General features: G+C 72.7%; 15 protein-coding genes. 7 read left to right on the top strand and 8 right to left on the bottom strand.

Going from position 1 to position 14564, the window contains the following annotated elements; genetic code table 11:
- Window positions 1–55 precede the first annotated feature (55 nt).
- Complete coding sequence (locus GV126_RS04705; protein ID WP_159662947.1) at window positions 56–895, bottom strand: helix-turn-helix transcriptional regulator; 840 nt, start codon at window positions 893–895, stop codon at window positions 56–58.
- 102 nt (window positions 896–997) lie between these two features.
- On the opposite strand from GV126_RS04705, the gene GV126_RS04710 reads away from it, so the two are divergent.
- Window positions 998–1705, top strand: coding sequence for an SDR family NAD(P)-dependent oxidoreductase (locus GV126_RS04710; protein ID WP_159662949.1), 708 nt, complete (start codon window positions 998–1000; stop codon window positions 1703–1705).
- 33 nt (window positions 1706–1738) lie between these two features.
- On the opposite strand, the gene GV126_RS04715 is transcribed toward GV126_RS04710, so the two are convergent.
- The gene (locus tag GV126_RS04715) at window positions 1739–2425 is read right to left on the bottom strand and encodes a flavin reductase family protein (protein ID WP_201299799.1); all 687 of its coding nucleotides are present in this window, start codon (window positions 2423–2425) and stop codon (window positions 1739–1741) included.
- A 198-nt stretch (window positions 2426–2623) separates the two neighbouring features.
- On the opposite strand from GV126_RS04715, the gene GV126_RS04720 reads away from it, so the two are divergent.
- Window positions 2624–3049: a DUF2267 domain-containing protein gene (locus GV126_RS04720; RefSeq protein ID WP_159662952.1), complete on the top strand. Its 426-nt coding sequence runs from the start codon at window positions 2624–2626 to the stop codon at window positions 3047–3049.
- Between the two features lie 77 nt (window positions 3050–3126).
- Here the strand turns inward: GV126_RS04720 and GV126_RS04725 are convergent, their stop codons facing one another.
- Entirely contained in the window at window positions 3127–3633 is a 507-nt protein-coding gene (locus GV126_RS04725; RefSeq protein WP_236569878.1) for a MarR family winged helix-turn-helix transcriptional regulator, read from the bottom strand.
- Between the two features lie 91 nt (window positions 3634–3724).
- Here GV126_RS04725 and GV126_RS04730 point away from each other — a divergent pair, with 91 nt between their 5' ends.
- Entirely contained in the window at window positions 3725–4177 is a 453-nt protein-coding gene (locus GV126_RS04730) for an SgcJ/EcaC family oxidoreductase (protein WP_159662954.1), read from the top strand.
- A gap of 42 nt (window positions 4178–4219) precedes the next feature.
- Here GV126_RS04730 and GV126_RS04735 read toward each other — a convergent pair whose 3' ends face one another.
- Window positions 4220–4873, bottom strand: coding sequence for a phosphoribosyltransferase (locus tag GV126_RS04735; RefSeq protein ID WP_159662956.1), 654 nt, complete (start codon window positions 4871–4873; stop codon window positions 4220–4222).
- A gap of 41 nt (window positions 4874–4914) precedes the next feature.
- Window positions 4915–6024 carry a non-homologous end joining protein Ku gene (ku, locus tag GV126_RS04740; RefSeq protein WP_159662958.1) on the bottom strand — a complete coding sequence of 370 codons (1110 nt, stop codon included), beginning with the start codon at window positions 6022–6024 and terminating at the stop codon, window positions 4915–4917.
- Between the two features lie 165 nt (window positions 6025–6189).
- Here ku and GV126_RS04745 point away from each other — a divergent pair, with 165 nt between their 5' ends.
- Both GV126_RS04745 and GV126_RS04750 read left to right on the top strand, forming a co-directional pair.
- Complete coding sequence (locus tag GV126_RS04745; RefSeq protein WP_159662960.1) at window positions 6190–6846, top strand: dienelactone hydrolase family protein; 657 nt, start codon at window positions 6190–6192, stop codon at window positions 6844–6846.
- A gap of 217 nt (window positions 6847–7063) precedes the next feature.
- Window positions 7064–8479 carry a purine-cytosine permease family protein gene (locus GV126_RS04750; protein ID WP_159673321.1) on the top strand — a complete coding sequence of 472 codons (1416 nt, stop codon included), beginning with the start codon at window positions 7064–7066 and terminating at the stop codon, window positions 8477–8479.
- Window positions 8480–8731: 252 nt separating this feature from the next.
- Here GV126_RS04750 and GV126_RS04755 read toward each other — a convergent pair whose 3' ends face one another.
- The gene (locus tag GV126_RS04755) at window positions 8732–9373 is read right to left on the bottom strand and encodes a TetR family transcriptional regulator (protein WP_159662962.1); all 642 of its coding nucleotides are present in this window, start codon (window positions 9371–9373) and stop codon (window positions 8732–8734) included.
- Between the two features lie 162 nt (window positions 9374–9535).
- Between GV126_RS04755 and GV126_RS04760 the strand changes: the two genes are divergently transcribed.
- Entirely contained in the window at window positions 9536–10321 is a 786-nt protein-coding gene (locus tag GV126_RS04760; RefSeq protein ID WP_159662964.1) for an SDR family NAD(P)-dependent oxidoreductase, read from the top strand.
- 148 nt (window positions 10322–10469) lie between these two features.
- A complete protein-coding gene (locus GV126_RS04765; protein WP_159662966.1) occupies window positions 10470–11234 on the top strand; it encodes a glucose 1-dehydrogenase in 765 nt (254 codons plus the stop codon).
- Between the two features lie 162 nt (window positions 11235–11396).
- On the opposite strand, the gene katG is transcribed toward GV126_RS04765, so the two are convergent.
- A complete protein-coding gene (katG, locus tag GV126_RS04770) occupies window positions 11397–13631 on the bottom strand; it encodes a catalase/peroxidase HPI (protein WP_159662968.1) in 2235 nt (744 codons plus the stop codon).
- Window positions 13632–13655: 24 nt separating this feature from the next.
- Window positions 13656–14102, bottom strand: coding sequence for a Fur family transcriptional regulator (locus tag GV126_RS04775; protein ID WP_159662970.1), 447 nt, complete (start codon window positions 14100–14102; stop codon window positions 13656–13658).
- Window positions 14103–14564: the final 462 nt, after the last annotated feature.

The following is a 14564-nucleotide window of genomic DNA, read 5'->3' on the forward strand; positions in this document are numbered from 1 at the left end:
GTCCCCCGCACCGCGTGGCCCGAGTCGGTCGGCGCGGGGCCGCTCCGGTCGGTGGTCAGGGTGCGGCCGGGAGTTCCTGGGTGCCGAGGACCATCAGCAGGGCCAGCCGCTCCGCGTCCTCGGTGTCGGGCTCGGCGGTGTAGACCATGATCCGCAGATCGCTGCCGGCGACGGCGAGCACGTCGCAGTCGAGGGTCACCGGCCCGACGCGTGGGTGCCGGATGGTCTTGCGTGCCGCCTCGTGCGCACCCACCGCGCCGCTGTCCCACAGCTCGGCGAAGCGGTCGCTGCGGGCGCGCAGTTCGGCGATCAGGTCGCGCAGCCGGTGGTCGGCCGGGTAACGCTCGGCGGTGGTGCGCAGGGCGGAGACGAGCGCGGTCTCGAAGGCGCGCCGCTCCTCGGGGGTGTGGACGACGCGGCCGCCGCTGCCGGCGAAGTGCCGCCACACGCCGTTGCGTTCGCGTCCCTGGGCGACCTCGCCCATCAGCGCCGTATACGGCGGGTTGGCGACCAGCAGCGTCCAGGCGGCGTCGTACACCGCGACCGGGGTTCCGGCCAGCCGGTCCAGCAGGCGGTGCACGCTGGGCGGGACGAAGACGGGGACCGTCTTCGGGCCGGGCGGCGCCAGGCCGGCCAACCGGTACAGGTGGTCCCGTTCGGCCGCCGACAGCCGCAGCGCGCGGGCCAGCGCCTCCACCACCTGCGAGGAGGGGTTGGTGGCGCGGCCCTGCTCCAGGCGCATCACATAGTCGGCCGAGATACCAGCCAGCTGGGCCAGCTCCTCGCGCCGCAGTCCGGCGGCACGCCGGCGTCCCCCGGCCGGCAGGCCGACCTCCCCCGGGGACAGCCGGTCGCGCCAGCGGTGGATCGCTGCTCCGAGTTCCGCGGTGGCCATGATCCCCAGTGTGCCGCACGCGACGCGGGTGTTCCTGGCACTGCCGTTCCTAGGAAAACCCGTCTTCTGGCCGGCGGGCCGCCGCCCGCCGACGCTGGAGACATGACGACCACACTGATCACCGGGGCCAACAAGGGCCTCGGATTCGAGCCCGCCCGCCGCCTGCTCGCCGCGGGTCACACCGTTCACCTCGGCGCCCGCGATCCCGAGCGGGGCCGCCGGGCCGCCGAGCAGCTGGGCGCGCACTTCGTCCAGCTCGACGTGACCGACGACGCCTCGGTCGCGGCCGCCGTCAAGGAGATCGACGCCGCGGGCGGTCTGGACGTGCTGGTGAACAACGCCGGCATCGAGCCGCGCCGGCCCGACGGCGCCTTCGTCGATCCCACGCAGACCACGGCGGACGCGGTGCGCACGGTGTTCGAGACCAACGTGTTCGGCATCGTGCGGACGCTGCACGCCTTCCTGCCGTTGCTGCGGCGCTCGGCCAACCCGGTCGTGGTCAACGTCAGCAGCGGCCTGGCCCTGGCGTCGGCCCTGGCCGACCCGGCGTCGCCCACGCACTTCTACCCCGACCTCGCCTACCCGTCCTCCAAGGCCGCGGTCAACATGCTCACGGTGCAGTACGCAAAGGCCTTCGGCGACATCCGGATCAACGCCGTCGATCCGGGTTTCACCCGCACCGATCTGAACCACAACACCGGGACCCAGAGCGTGGAGGAGGGCGCCGAGGTCATCGTGCGGATGGCGTGCATCGGCGCCGACGGCCCCACGGGCCCGTTCCGCACCGCCGCCGGCCCGCTGCCGTGGTGACCCGCCGGCGCCCGCCGGGCCGGCACGGGTGTGTCAGTCCCGGCGGGCGCGGGCGATGTCCGGTGTGCGGTACAGGTGCTCCGGGATACGCGCCAGCGTCGAGGGGTGGACCTGCGGCCCGAGGCCGTACAGCTTCTGGAAGCTCATGATGAGGGGCCGCCAGGCGTCCGGGTCGATGTGGTCCTCGGTCCCGGCCTGGCGGATCTCGTCGTGCACGTGGACCCGCCGGACGCGGACCTCGAAGGTGAGCACGGATCCCCGCTGGGTGTCGCCGTCGTCCGCCAGCGAGTGCACGGCCTCGACGACGGCCTCCATCGCCACCGGACACTCGGCGGCCCGGGGCGGGGCGACGGTCTCGGACGGCACCGGGGTCAGGCCGGCCCGGCCGAACTTGTCCGGCTCGTAGCGGTATCCGCGCTCGGCCTTGCGCGGCGGCACCGGATCGGTGCCGGTGGTCAGCGCGAGCCGGTCGACGGCCGGGGCCAGCGCGTCGGAGGGAAGGTTGAGGACGCACTCGCGGGTGCGGAGCATGTTCTGGGACGTCTGGGACCGCGCTCCCAGGCCGAGCACCGCCCGCCAGCCCAGCCAGAACGCCGAGGACATCGGCGCGAGGTTGGGTGTGCCGTCCTCGTTCAGGGTGGACAGGAGCACCACGGGGGTGCCGAAGTAGAGGATGCCCGGCTCGATCCGGGAGTGCGCGGGGACTGCGGTGGTGGTCATGTGATCCACTCTCGCCGCCGGCCGGGGCGGCCGCTGGCGGTGTTCGGACATCGCGTTCTCCGGCACGGCCGCGCGCGCCTGCCCGTCCGCCGGACCGCGTTCCGCAGCGCGCGGACGGGTACCCGCCGAGGGGCACTTCCTGAGTGAAGTGAGGAAGGACGGAGAGGACCGACAAGGACGGCAAGGAGGAGCGGTCCGATGCGACACGATGAGATGATCGGGAAAGTTCAGGCGCTCGCTCAGCTGCCGGACCGGGGCTCGGCCGACCGGGCGATCCGTGCCGTGCTGAGCACGCTGGCCGAACGGCTGCCGGCCGGGCTCGCGGACCACGTCGCCGCCCAGCTGCCACCGGAGCTGGCCGCGCCCATGCGTCAGGCGTCGGAGTCGTCGGTGTCCGAGCGTTCGCGGACCTCGGGCGAGCGGTTCGACCTGACCGCGTTCGCGGGCAGGGTCGCCGGGCGCGCGGGCACGGACGAAGACGCGGCCCTGAGCGAGACCGCCGCCGTCATGGAGGTGCTGGACGCCGCCCTGACCCCGGAACTGACCGTGAAGGTGGCCGGGGTGCTGCCCTCGGACATCCGGGAGCTGCTGCCCGTGGGCCGGGCGACCGAGGGATCGGGCTGAGGACTGAACCGGGGACGGCCCAAGGCAGTCTCCTCCACGGCGGCCCGCGCTGCCCGCGCAGGAGTCGGCCCCGCTCATCACTCCGGCGGCGCCGTCTTCCGCGTCCGTCCTCGGCGGTTGCCGGCAGCGCGGGCCCGGATCTCTTCGGTGGCCGCGCGGAAGGCGGGTGCGGCGCGCGCGAAGTAGTCGAAGAGGAGGGCGCGCTGCTCGGGGGTGTAGTGGGCGAGGACTTCGGCTACATGGCGGCGGGCGGGGCCGACCACCTCCTCGATGCGTCCCAGGGCGTCGGGGACCGGTTCGACGATCACGCGTCTGCGGTCGTCGGGGTCGGCTGTCCGGCGGGCGAAGCCGGCCCTTTCGAGGCGGTCGATCAGACGGGTGGTGGCGCCGGTGGTCAGCCCTGTGCGGGTGGCGAGTTCACCTGAGGAGAGGGTGCCGTGGAAGGCGATGAGGCTCAGCGCGTACCACTCCGAGGTGTGCAGACCTGCGGCTTCCGCACTGGCCAGGCCCTGCAGTCCCACCGCGTCCAGGTACTGACGGAAGATCACCTGCTCGCTGTCCCCCTCGCTGGGGATTGCGCCCACCGGGATCACCTCCTACATTTCTCTGCATGGATGCAGATTCTGCGTTCGTGCAGTGTCTGCTCGATCCTAACAAGTGGGGGAGTGATCCATCATGCAGGGGCAGCAGCAGGAGACCGCCGCGGTGAAGGCGGTGCTGGACGGCCTGGTCGCCGCATGGGACCGCAACGACGCGGAGGCATACGGTGCCCTGTTCACCGAGGACGCCAGCTACCTGAGCTTCCTCGGTACCGTGTACCGGGGCCGGCGCGACATCGTGGAGAGCCACCGCGCGCTGTTCGCAGGCCTCCTCAAGGGCACGAAGCTCGCCGACGAGGTCGTCGACATCCGCTTCTACGGGCCGGACGTGGCCGTCGTCAACGGCCGGGGCGACACCTACAAGGGCAAGCGGCCGCCCAAGCTCGGCAAGGTCCAGACGTACACGCTGGTCCGGGACCCCGACGGCCGGTGGCGCATCGCCGCCTTCCAGAACACCCGGCGCAAGCCGGTCATGGAGAAGCTCACGTTCACCTTCTCCCCCGGCAGCGTCCCTCAGGCGCAGAAGTGAGCCGGCACGCCCGTGCCGCCGAAGCGGGCGGGACACAGGCCGTCAGACCGCCGGGTGGAGTTCCCGCAGCGCGGCGATCACGTCCTGGTCGGACACCTGCGCGAAGTCGTCGTACCACTCCCCCACCGACCTCAGGCGGGACGGCTGGTGCAGGCAGACGACGTCGTCGGCCTCCTCCCGCAGCGCGGCGACCACGCGCGGGCTGCCCACCGGTACGGCGAGGGTGAGCCGCAGCGGATGACGCCCGCGCAGGTGGCGCAGTGCGGCCCGGGCGGTGACACCCGTGGCCAGGCCGTCGTCCACGAGCAGCACACGGTGCCCGGCGACGGGCGGCGCGGGCCGTCCCGCCCGGTACAGGGACTCACGCCGGTGCAATTCGGTTCGCTCCCGGGCCACCTCGGAGCCGAGTTTGTCCTCGGACAGGTGCATGGCGGCCAGGCCGACCGGGTCGAACAGGGGCGGATCCTCCCCCGTGATGGCCCCCACGCCGATCTCCGGGGCGTCGGGCACACCGATCTTGCGGACGACCAGGACGTCCAGCGGCACCTTCAGCGCCCGGGCGATCTCGGCGCCGACCGGCACGCCGCCGCGCGGCAGCGCGAGGACGAGCGCGTGCGCCGGATCGCCGCTGCCCGCCCGTTCCAGCAACCGGGCGGCCAGCTCCTGCCCCGCGTGCCGACGGTCACGGAAACGCACGGCATCGCTCCCTTCCTTCGGTCGAGCCGGCCCGGCGGGGTTCAGGCGGCGGCTTGTCTCTTCAGTGCCTCGATGAGCTGGTCGCGGTTCATCCGGGAACGGCCCGCGATCTCGGCCTCGCCCGCCCGCTGGTACAGCTGGGCCTTGGACAGTGTCCCGAGGTCGTCACCGGCACCGTTGCGCGCCCGGCCGCCGGCCTTCCCGGCGGCCTTCCGCCCGGTCTTCCCGGAGCCCTTGCCCCCGCGTCCACCGGCCTTCTCGGTGCCCTTCGTCTTCGTCTTTCGGGTGCGTTTCTCCGGTTCCTCGGCGGCCTTCTCGGCGCCCTTCGCCTTCTCGGGGCGTTGTGCGCCCTCGCCGCCGGTCTTGCGGGAGCGGGCGCGTTCCACACTGCGTTCGAGCGCCGCCATGAGGTCGATGACGTTGGTCGCCTCGGGCGGTCCGGCCTCGCCGACGACTTCCTCGCCCCGGCGCTTGGCCTCGACCAGTTCCCTGACGCGCTCCTCGTAGGTGTCGTGGTAGTCCTCGGGGCGCCAGTCGATGGTGAGGGCGTCGATCAACTGCCGGGCGGTCCTCAGCTCCTGACTCGGCAGCTCGGTGCGCCGGTCGGGCACGAGGTCCAGGACGTCGGCCGGGTCGCGCACCTCGTCGGCCCAGTGCATGGTGTGCATGATCAGCACCGTGGGCTGGGCCCGCAGCGCGGTGAGGTACTCCTTGTTGCGCATGGTCATGGTGGCGATACCGGCCTTGTCGGCGTCCTGAAGGGCGGCGCGCAGCAGTTCGTACACCTTCACGTACTCCTCGCCGCGCGGGCCGACGTAGTAGGTGCGGTCGAAGTACACGGGCTCGACCGCGCGCAGATCGACGAAGCCCGCCATGTCGATCACCTTGGACCGGCCCGGCGCGATCTCGTCGAGTTCGTCGGGCTCGACGACCACGTAGTCGCCCTCGCCGAGGTCGTAGCCCTTGACGATGTCGTCCGGGGAGACCTGCCTGCCGGTGCGCTCGTTGACACGTTTGTTGCGGATGCGGTCAGAGGTGTCCCGCTGCAGCTGGTGGAAGTGCACGGTGTGGTCCTCGGTCGCCGTGTAGAGGCCGACGGGGACCGTGACCAGTCCGAAGGTGAGGACTCCGGTCCAGACGGGTCTCGCCATCTGCTCCCGCCTCCTTGGCTCCGACGGGGTGCGTCCGACGCGTAGGACGGGGTGCGTCGGACGCGGTACGTGGCAGTACGCGGGTTTCCCGCACGGGGATGGGTACACGGCCACAAGGCCGAGAACGCAGGCGGCCCGGGGCCGGGCCGCCGGAGGAAGCAGGCGATGTCCGTGATCTCTCAGATGGTGTCGGTGCCCGCCGACCGCGTCACGCTGGCGGGCGATTTCGTCGTCCCCGCCTCGTCCCGGGCGACGACCGTCCTGGCGCACGGTCTGCACGCCTCCCCGCAGGACCCGCACGTCAGGTCGGTCGCCGACGAGCTGCACAAGGCGGGGTTCGGCACGTTGGCGGTGGGTCTGTTCAGTGAGACGGAGGGGCGCCGGATCGAACAGATCGAGGGGCAGCCGGTCGATCTCGCCATGCTGAGCCGCCGGCTGGTGGCCGCGGTGGACTGGGTGACGATCCAGCCGGACGCCCGCGGGCTGCCGGTGCTCCTGTGCGGGTCGGGCGCCGAAGCGGCGGTGGCGCTGCTCGCGGCGGCGGATCTGCCGGAGCGGGTGTGCGCGGTGGTGTCCTGCGACGGGCAGCCCGCTCTCGCGGGTGACGCGCTGGAACGTGTGCGGGTGCCGGTGCTGTTCGTCGTGGACGACCAAGAACCGCAGTCGCTGCTGGCACATCAGGCGGCAGCGCGGCGGCTGGCCGGTCCGCACGCCGTGCGCGAAGTGCCCGGCCTGACGCGTCGGTTCGCGGAGCCGGGTGTGCTGCAGCGGACCGTCGACGTGATCAGGGAGTGGTGCGACGAGCTGCTGAAAAACGGGTGAGCACGCGCCGGCCGTCCGGGAGTGCGACCGTCCGCCGCGCTGTCGCTCCCTGGAGCCGTGAGGGGTTCGTTACCACCGATTCACGTGAGGGTATTGCAATCCATTCAGGAACGAGGAAACCTGCATAGACATATGCAGGCGGTGGACGCGCCCCCGGGTTCCGGCGTGCCGTGCCCCGCCCAGGAGCGGCAGGACGGAGCACGTGGTGGCACAGGCCATGGTCGAACGGCGTTCCATCGACGTCATCCCCGACGAGGAGCGGCGCGGTACGGCGTTCTCGCAGTTCACGCTCTGGCTGGGTGCCAACCTCCAGATCACCACCGTGGTCACCGGCGCGCTCGCCGTCGTCTTCGGCGGTGACGTGGTCTGGTCCCTTGTCGGGTTGCTCGCCGGCAACGTGCTGGGCGGCGCGGTCATGGCCCTGCACTCGGCCCAGGGACCCCGGCTGGGCCTGCCGCAGATGATCTCGTCGCGGGCGCAGTTCGGGGTGCGCGGGGCGGTCGTGCCGCTGGTCCTGGTGGTCGTGATGTACATCGGGTTCTTCGCCAGCGGGTCGGTGCTCGCCGGGGAGGCGGTCGGCAAGCTCACCCATCTCGGCCCCGTGCCCGGCATCATCGTCTTCGCGCTGGTGACCGGCGTGATGGCGACCGTCGGCTACCAGGTGATCCACGCCCTGGGCCGGGTGGCGAGCGTGGTGTGCGCGCTGGCCTTCGTCTATCTGGGGGTGCGCCTGCTGGGCCGCGCCGACCTCGGACACCTGGCCCACCAGTACCACTTCGCGCTGCCGATGTTCCTGCTGGCCATGTCGCTGTCCGCGTCGTGGCAACTGGCGTTCGGGCCGTACGTGGCGGACTACTCGCGCTACCTGCCCCGCACCACCTCCGCCCGGGCCACGTTCGGCTGGACCCTGGCCGGCACGGTGCTCGGCGCCCAGTGGTCGATGAGCTTCGGTGTGCTGGTAGCGGCGACCGCCGGCGCGGCCTTCGTGGACGACCAGGTGGGATACGTGGTGGGCCTCGGCGGCACCGGCCTGGTGGCGTCCCTGCTGTACTTCGTGATCGCACTGGGCAAGCTGACGGTGAACGTGCTCAACACCTACGGCGGGTTCATGTCCCTGGTGACCAGCGTCAGCGGGTTCCGCGGTCAGCGGGTCCTGTCGCAGCGCGGCCGGACCGCCTACATCACCGGCATCATGATCGCGGGCACGGCCGTCGCGCTCGCCGGACGCAGCTCGTTCCTGAACTCCTTCGCCGACTTCCTGCTGTTCCTGCTGACGTTCTTCACCCCGTGGTCGGCGATCAACCTGGTGGACTACTACCTGCTCTCCAAGGAGCGGTACGACCTGCCGGCGCTGAGCGATCCGAACGGCCGGTACGGCGGCTGGCGCTGGGACGCCCTGCTGGTCTACGCCGTCGGCCTCGCCGCCCAGTTCCCGTTCCTGTCCACCAGTTTCTACACCGGCCCGCTGGTCGGTCCGCTCGGCGGCGCCGACATCTCGTGGATCGTCGGCCTGATGGTGCCGGCCCTGCTCTACGCGGCGCTGGGCTCCCGCCGCGCCCGCCCGGCGCAGCCTTCGCCCACGGCGGCCGGCACCGCGGACACCGCCCCCGAGCCCACCCCGGCCACCGACTGAGCGGGCGGGAGGCTGCGCGGCACAACGGTCGCACGGTCGAGGCACCCGGCCGCACGGTCATCGACGACCGTGCGGCCGACTGGTGCCGGGACCGCGTCCCCGGTACTCCCCGCGCCCTGCACTTCCCCGGCGAGCCCATCGGTTTCCGCACACCCGGCCAGAACCCGACCGGCATCGGTCGTCGGCACGCCCGAGCGAGGACACCGCCGGGCATCAGCCCCCGGCACGCCCCGGCGGGGACATGCCCGGGCATCAGCCCCCGGCGCGCCCCGGTGAGGGCATCGCGCCGACCAGGCGGCGCAGGCAGCACACCGCCAGTTCGGCGGGCGAGCCGGGGCCGGTGGCGCCCGCCTCGGTCTCGGCCCAGGTCTCCAGCGCGATGCGGATGGCGTCCGTGGCGGCGGCCGCGGCGAGCCGTACCTCCAGCGGCTGCGCGCCCGGGCCCACGAGGCGGGCGATCACCGGCACGAGCCGTTCCTCCGACTCCTGGTTCACCCGGTACCACACCGCGCGCAGCGCGGCGTCGTCGGCGGCCGCCCGCAGCAACCCGCGGGTGCGCAGCAACGCCTGGACGGCGTCCTCGTCCGGGACGGACAAGGCCTGCTCGACCGCGTCCTGCATCGCCCGCGGCAGCGGCGTGCCCGGCTCCGTCGCCTCCAGCAGAGCGCGCCAGCTGTCGGCGCCCGCGGCCAGCAGCGGGCTCACCGCGTCCTGCTTGGAGCGGAAGTACCGGTAGAAGGTTCGCAGCGCGACCCCCGCGCGGCGGGCGATCTCCTCGGCCGTCGTGGCGTGCGGCCCCTGGGTGGCGAAGAGTTCGGCCGCGGCGTGGGCGATGTCGAGCTGCGTGGCCGCCTTGCGGCGCTCGGTCAGCGAGGTGGACGGGTTGGTGCTCACCCGCAGAAGCCTACGCCCCCGCGATCAGTACCCGGCACACAGTGACAGGTTGGCAAAACGTGCCACTCGGGCGTACCGTGAAGCGCATCGACCGCGTCGGCGATTCGGGCAGGCCGGCGCCGCAGGCCGTGTCGCGCACCGACCGGCCGGGTGGGAGAACACATGAACCGCTATGAAGGCCGCCGTGCACTGATCACCGGCGGCGGCTCGGGCATCGGCCAGGCCACCGTGCTGCGCCTCCTCGCCGAGGGCGGCACCGTCGTCGCCGCGGACGTCAGCGAGCAGGGTCTGAAGGACACCGTCGAAAAGGCCGGCGCACACGCGGACCGCCTCACCACGGTGGTCGTCGACATCGCGGACGAAGCCTCGGTGCGCGACGGCGTCGCCGCCGCGCTCACCACGCTCGGCGGCCTGGACGTGCTGGTCAACGCGGCCGGGATCCTGCGCTCCTCGCACACCCACGCAACCGCCCTCGACGCCTTCACCCGCGTCCTGCAGGTCAACCTCGTCGGCACGTTCCTGATGATCCGCGAGTGCATCCCCGCCCTGCTCGAAGGCCGGGACGCGGCGGTCGTCAACTTCAGCTCGACCTCGGCCGCGTTCGCGCACCCCTACATGGCGGCCTACGCGGCGAGCAAGGGCGGCATCCAGTCCATGACCCACGCCCTGGCCAGTGAGTACGCCCGGCAGGGCATACGTTTCACGGCGGTGCAGCCGGGCTCCATCTCCTCCGGCGTGACCGACGGCAGCGGCTCGAGCAGGCAGAGCAGGGGCCCGGGCCTTCCCGAGGACGCCGACATGAGCCTGTTCATGAAGCTCTCCCCCGCGCTCGGTCAGGGGTTCGCGGAGCCCGAGACGGTGGCGTCCGTGGTCGCGATGCTCGCCAGTGAGGACGGCAGGTTCATCACCGGTACCGAGATCCGCGTGGACGGCGGCACCCACTTCTGAGCCGCGCACCCGCGCCGCACCTGCTGCCCCCGCGCGTCACAGCCCCCGCACCGCAGCGCCCGCGCCCCCGAACCCCGCGCCGCCCGCGCACCTGAGCCCTGCGCGCCGCACTCTCGCCCACCGCACGAAGGACAACCTGGAGCACGTCATGAACGACCTCACCGGCAAGACCGTGATCATCACCGGTGGCGCCCGCGGCCTCGGCGCCGAGGCGGCCCGCCAGGCGGTCGCGGCCGGCGCCCGCGTGGTGATCACCGACGTCCTGGCCGACCAGGGCGAGGCCACCGCCGCCGAACTGGGCGATCACGCCCGTTTCCTGACCCACGACGTCACCTCCGAGGAGGACTGGCGGCGTGTGGCCGACTTCGCGTGCGCGGAGTTCGGCGGGATCCACGGCCTGGTGAACAACGCCGGTGTCTCCACGGGGCAGTTGCTGGAGTCGGAGTCGGTGGAGCACTTCCGCAAGGTGCTCGACACCAATCTCACCGGTGTCTTCATCGGCATGAAGACGGTGATTGCGGCGATGAAGGACGGCGGCGGAGGCTCCATCGTCAACATCTCCTCCGCGGCGGGCCTGATGGGGCTCGCGCTGACGGCCGGGTACGGCGCCTCCAAGTGGGGTGTGCGGGGGCTGACGAAGATCGGCGCGGTCGAGCTGGGCACCGCCCGGATCCGGGTCAACTCGGTGCACCCCGGCATGACGTACACCCCGATGACCGCCTCCGCGGGCATCGAGAAGGGCGAGGGCAAATACCCGAACACGCCCATGGGCCGGGTCGGCGAGCCGCACGAGATCGCGAGCGCCGTCGTCTATCTGCTCTCCGACGCCGCCTCCTACGTCACGGGCGCCGAACTGGCCGTGGACGGCGGCTGGACCACGGGCCCGACCGTCCAGTACGTCATGGGCCAGTGAGCCGGCGGGCACACCGCCCGCACGCACACGTCCGGGTCCGCCGGCCGCGGGGACCGGCGAACCCGGACGGGACGTGGCACCGGGACCTCACCGGGAGCCGCCGGCCGTCAGCCGACAGCTCCCGGGTGCCACTGGTGCCACCGGCGGTACCGCCGGTACCGCTCAGGCCAGGTCGAACCGGTCGAGGTTCATGACCTTGTCCCACGCCGCGACGAAGTCGTGCACGAACTTCTCCTTCGCGTCGTCACACGCGTACACCTCGGCGACGGCGCGCAGTTCGGAGTTCGAGCCGAAGACCAGGTCGGCACGGCTGCCGGCCCACTTCACCTCGCCCGTGGCGGCGTCGCGGCCCTCGAACGTCGTCGCGTCCTGCGACGTCGGCTTCCAGTCGATGCCCAGGTCGAGCAGGTTGACGAAGAAGTCGTTGGTGAGGACGCCGGGGGTGGTGGTGAACACACCCAGCTGCGACTGCTGGTGGTTGGCGCCCAGCACCCGCAGGCCACCGACCAGGACGGTCATCTCCGGCGCGCTCAGGGTGAGCAGGTTGGCCCGGTCCAGGAGCAGGTACTCGGCGGGCAGCCGGTTGCCCTTGCCCAGGTAGTTGCGGAAGCCGTCGGCGGTCGGCTCCAGCGCGGCGAAGGACTCCACGTCCGTCTGGTCCTGCGCGGCGTCCACCCGGCCCGGCGTGAACGGCACCTGGACCTCAAAACCGGCCTCCTTGGCGGCCTTCTCCACACCCGCGCAGCCGGCGAGCACGATCAGGTCGGCCAGCGAGATCCGCTTGCCGCCGCTCTGCGCGGCGTTGAAGGACTCCTGGACGCCCTCCAGGGTGCGCAGCACCGTCGCCAGCCGGTCCGGGTCGTTGACCTCCCAGCCGCGCTGCGGCTCCAGGCGGATACGGGCGCCGTTGGCGCCGCCGCGCTTGTCGCTGCCGCGGAAGGAGGAGGCCGACGCCCACGCGGTGAACACCAGGTCGGAGACGGTCAGGTCGGTCTCCAGGACCTTGGCCTTCAGGGCCGCGACGTCCTCGGCGTCGACCAGCTCGTGCGTCCGCTCGGGCAGCGGGTCCTGCCACAGCAGCGTCTCGCTGGGCACCTCGGGGCCGAGGTAGCGGGCCACCGGGCCCATGTCGCGGTGGGTCAGCTTGAACCAGGCGCGGGCGAAGGCGTCGGCGAACTCGTCCGGGTTCTCCAGGAAGCGCCGCGAGATCTGCTCGTAGACCGGGTCGAAGCGCAGCGCCAGGTCGGTGGTCAGCATCGTCGGGGCGTGCCGCTTGGACGGGTCGTGCGCGTCGGGGACGGTGCCGGCGCCGGCACCGTCCTTCGGCCGCCACTGGTGCGCGCCGGCCGGGCTCTTGAACAGCTCCCACTCATAGCCGAACAGCGTCTCGAAGAAGGTGTTGTCCCACTGGGTCGGGGTCGGCGTCCAGGTGACCTCCAGACCGCTGGTGATCGCGTCGCCGCCCTTGCCGGTGCCGTAGGAGTTCTTCCAGCCCAGGCCCTGCTGCTCCATCGGGGCGGCCTCGGGGTCGGGGCCGACGTTGTCGGCCGGGCCGGCGCCGTGGGTCTTGCCGAAGGTGTGGCCGCCGGCGATGAGGGCGACGGTCTCCTCGTCGTTCATCGCCATCCGGCGGAACGTCTCACGGATGTCGCGGGCGGCGGCGATCGGGTCCGGGTTGCCGTTGGGGCCCTCGGGGTTGACGTAGATCAGGCCCATCTGGACCGCGGCGAGCGGCTCCTCCAGCTCCCGGTCACCGGTGTAGCGCGCGTCGCCCAGCCAGGTGGTCTCCGGACCCCAGTAGACGTCGTCCTCCGGCGCCCAGGCGTCCACGCGGCCGCCGGCGAACCCGAAGGTCTTGAAGCCCATCGACTCCAGGGCGACGTTTCCGGCGAGGATGAGCAGGTCCGCCCACGACAGGTTCCGGCCGTACTTCTTCTTCACCGGCCACAGCAGGCGGCGGGCCTTGTCGAGGTTGGCGTTGTCCGGCCAGCTGTTGAGCGGCGCGAAGCGCTGCTGACCGGAGCCGGCGCCGCCGCGGCCGTCGCTGATGCGGTAGGTGCCCGCGCTGTGCCAGGCCATGCGGATGACGAGCGGGCCGTAGTGGCCGAAGTCGGCGGGCCACCAGTCCTGCGAGGTGGTCAGCACCTCGGCGATGTCACGCTTGACGGCCGGAAGGTCGAGGGACTTGAACGCCTCGGCGTAGTCGAAGTCCTCCCCCAGGGGGTTGGCCACGGCGGGGTTCTTGGCGAGGATCTTCAGGTTGAGCCGCTCCGGCCACCACTGGCGGTTGCCGCCGCCCTGGGTGGGGTGCGGGGCGCGCGCCGTGTGCGCGACGGGGCAGCCGCCGGTGCCCTCCAGTTTAGGGTCGGTGACGACTGCGTCGTGGTTCTCGGACATGGACATCCTTCCGGACAGGACGGATCACGGTGCTGCGGAACTGGGCACGGTGGAGCAGGCGGGGCACAGGCCCCAGTAGATGACCTCGGCCTCGTCGATGGCGAAGCCGTGGTCGTCGGACGCGGTCAGGCAGGGTGCTTCGCCCGCCGCGCAGTCCACGTCGGCGACGGCACCGCACGACCGGCACACGACGTGGTGGTGGTTGTCGCCGACGCGTCCTTCGTACCGGGCCGGGCTGCCGGCCGGTTCGATACGGCGGACGAGCCCGGCGGCGGTCAGGGCGTGGAGGGCCTCGTACACGGCCTGCAGGGAAACGTGCCCGACGCGGTCGCGCACCCCGGAGGCGATCGCCTCCACACCGAGGTGGTCACCGGCTCGGACGGTCTCCAGAAGTGCGACGCGGGCGGCCGTCACCCGCAGTCCCGCACCGCGCAACTCCTCCGCCGTGGTCGGAGGCCGGGCTGCCGTCATGGCGCTGAACCTACGCCCCAAACACGAAGGGTTCAAGAAAACGAACGGACAAAGTCTGGTGTACGCGGTGCCTCAGTGCCCGCAGGGTTCGAAGCGCCACAACGGCCGGGAGTGCCAGACGGCCGGGAGTGCCAGAACGGCCCGGTGCCCTGAGGGCCCGGAGCACCGGGACGGCAGGGGCGGGGCGCGGCTGCGGTGGCGCGGTGGAAGCAGGGGCGGCTCCCCTCCGGGCGGTGCGGCGGGGGGGCGGCGGCCGGGGCTCGGGCGGGGGGGGCCCCGCCCGCCCGGCGCGGGCGGGGGGGCCCCCCCCCCCGGGGGCGGGCCCGGCGCGGCCCCCCCCCCCCCCGGGCCCCCCCCCCGGGGCCCCCCCCCCCCCCGCCCCCGGGGGGGGGCGCCCCCCGGGGGGCCGGCGCCCGCCCCCGCCGGCCCCCCCCGCGCCCCCCCCCGGGGGGCGCTCCCGCG

The organism is Streptomyces mexicanus (assembly GCF_902506575.1).
Taxonomy (GTDB): Bacteria; Actinomycetota; Actinomycetes; order Streptomycetales; family Streptomycetaceae; genus Streptomyces; species Streptomyces mexicanus.

Coding starts and splice junctions, on each gene's coding strand:
- GV126_RS04705 (WP_159662947.1), bottom strand. CDS start 895: ATGGCCACCGCGGAACTCGGAGCAGCGATCCACCGCTGGCGCGACCGG.
- GV126_RS04710 (WP_159662949.1), top strand. CDS start 998: ATGACGACCACACTGATCACCGGGGCCAACAAGGGCCTCGGATTCGAG.
- GV126_RS04715 (WP_201299799.1), bottom strand. CDS start 2,425: ATGACCACCACCGCAGTCCCCGCGCACTCCCGGATCGAGCCGGGCATC.
- GV126_RS04720 (WP_159662952.1), top strand. CDS start 2,624: ATGCGACACGATGAGATGATCGGGAAAGTTCAGGCGCTCGCTCAGCTG.
- GV126_RS04730 (WP_159662954.1), top strand. CDS start 3,725: ATGCAGGGGCAGCAGCAGGAGACCGCCGCGGTGAAGGCGGTGCTGGAC.
- ku (WP_159662958.1), bottom strand. CDS start 6,024: ATGGCGAGACCCGTCTGGACCGGAGTCCTCACCTTCGGACTGGTCACG.
- GV126_RS04745 (WP_159662960.1), top strand. CDS start 6,190: ATGTCCGTGATCTCTCAGATGGTGTCGGTGCCCGCCGACCGCGTCACG.
- GV126_RS04750 (WP_159673321.1), top strand. CDS start 7,064: ATGGTCGAACGGCGTTCCATCGACGTCATCCCCGACGAGGAGCGGCGC.
- GV126_RS04760 (WP_159662964.1), top strand. CDS start 9,536: ATGAACCGCTATGAAGGCCGCCGTGCACTGATCACCGGCGGCGGCTCG.
- GV126_RS04765 (WP_159662966.1), top strand. CDS start 10,470: ATGAACGACCTCACCGGCAAGACCGTGATCATCACCGGTGGCGCCCGC.
- katG (WP_159662968.1), bottom strand. CDS start 13,631: ATGTCCGAGAACCACGACGCAGTCGTCACCGACCCTAAACTGGAGGGC.
- GV126_RS04775 (WP_159662970.1), bottom strand. CDS start 14,102: ATGACGGCAGCCCGGCCTCCGACCACGGCGGAGGAGTTGCGCGGTGCG.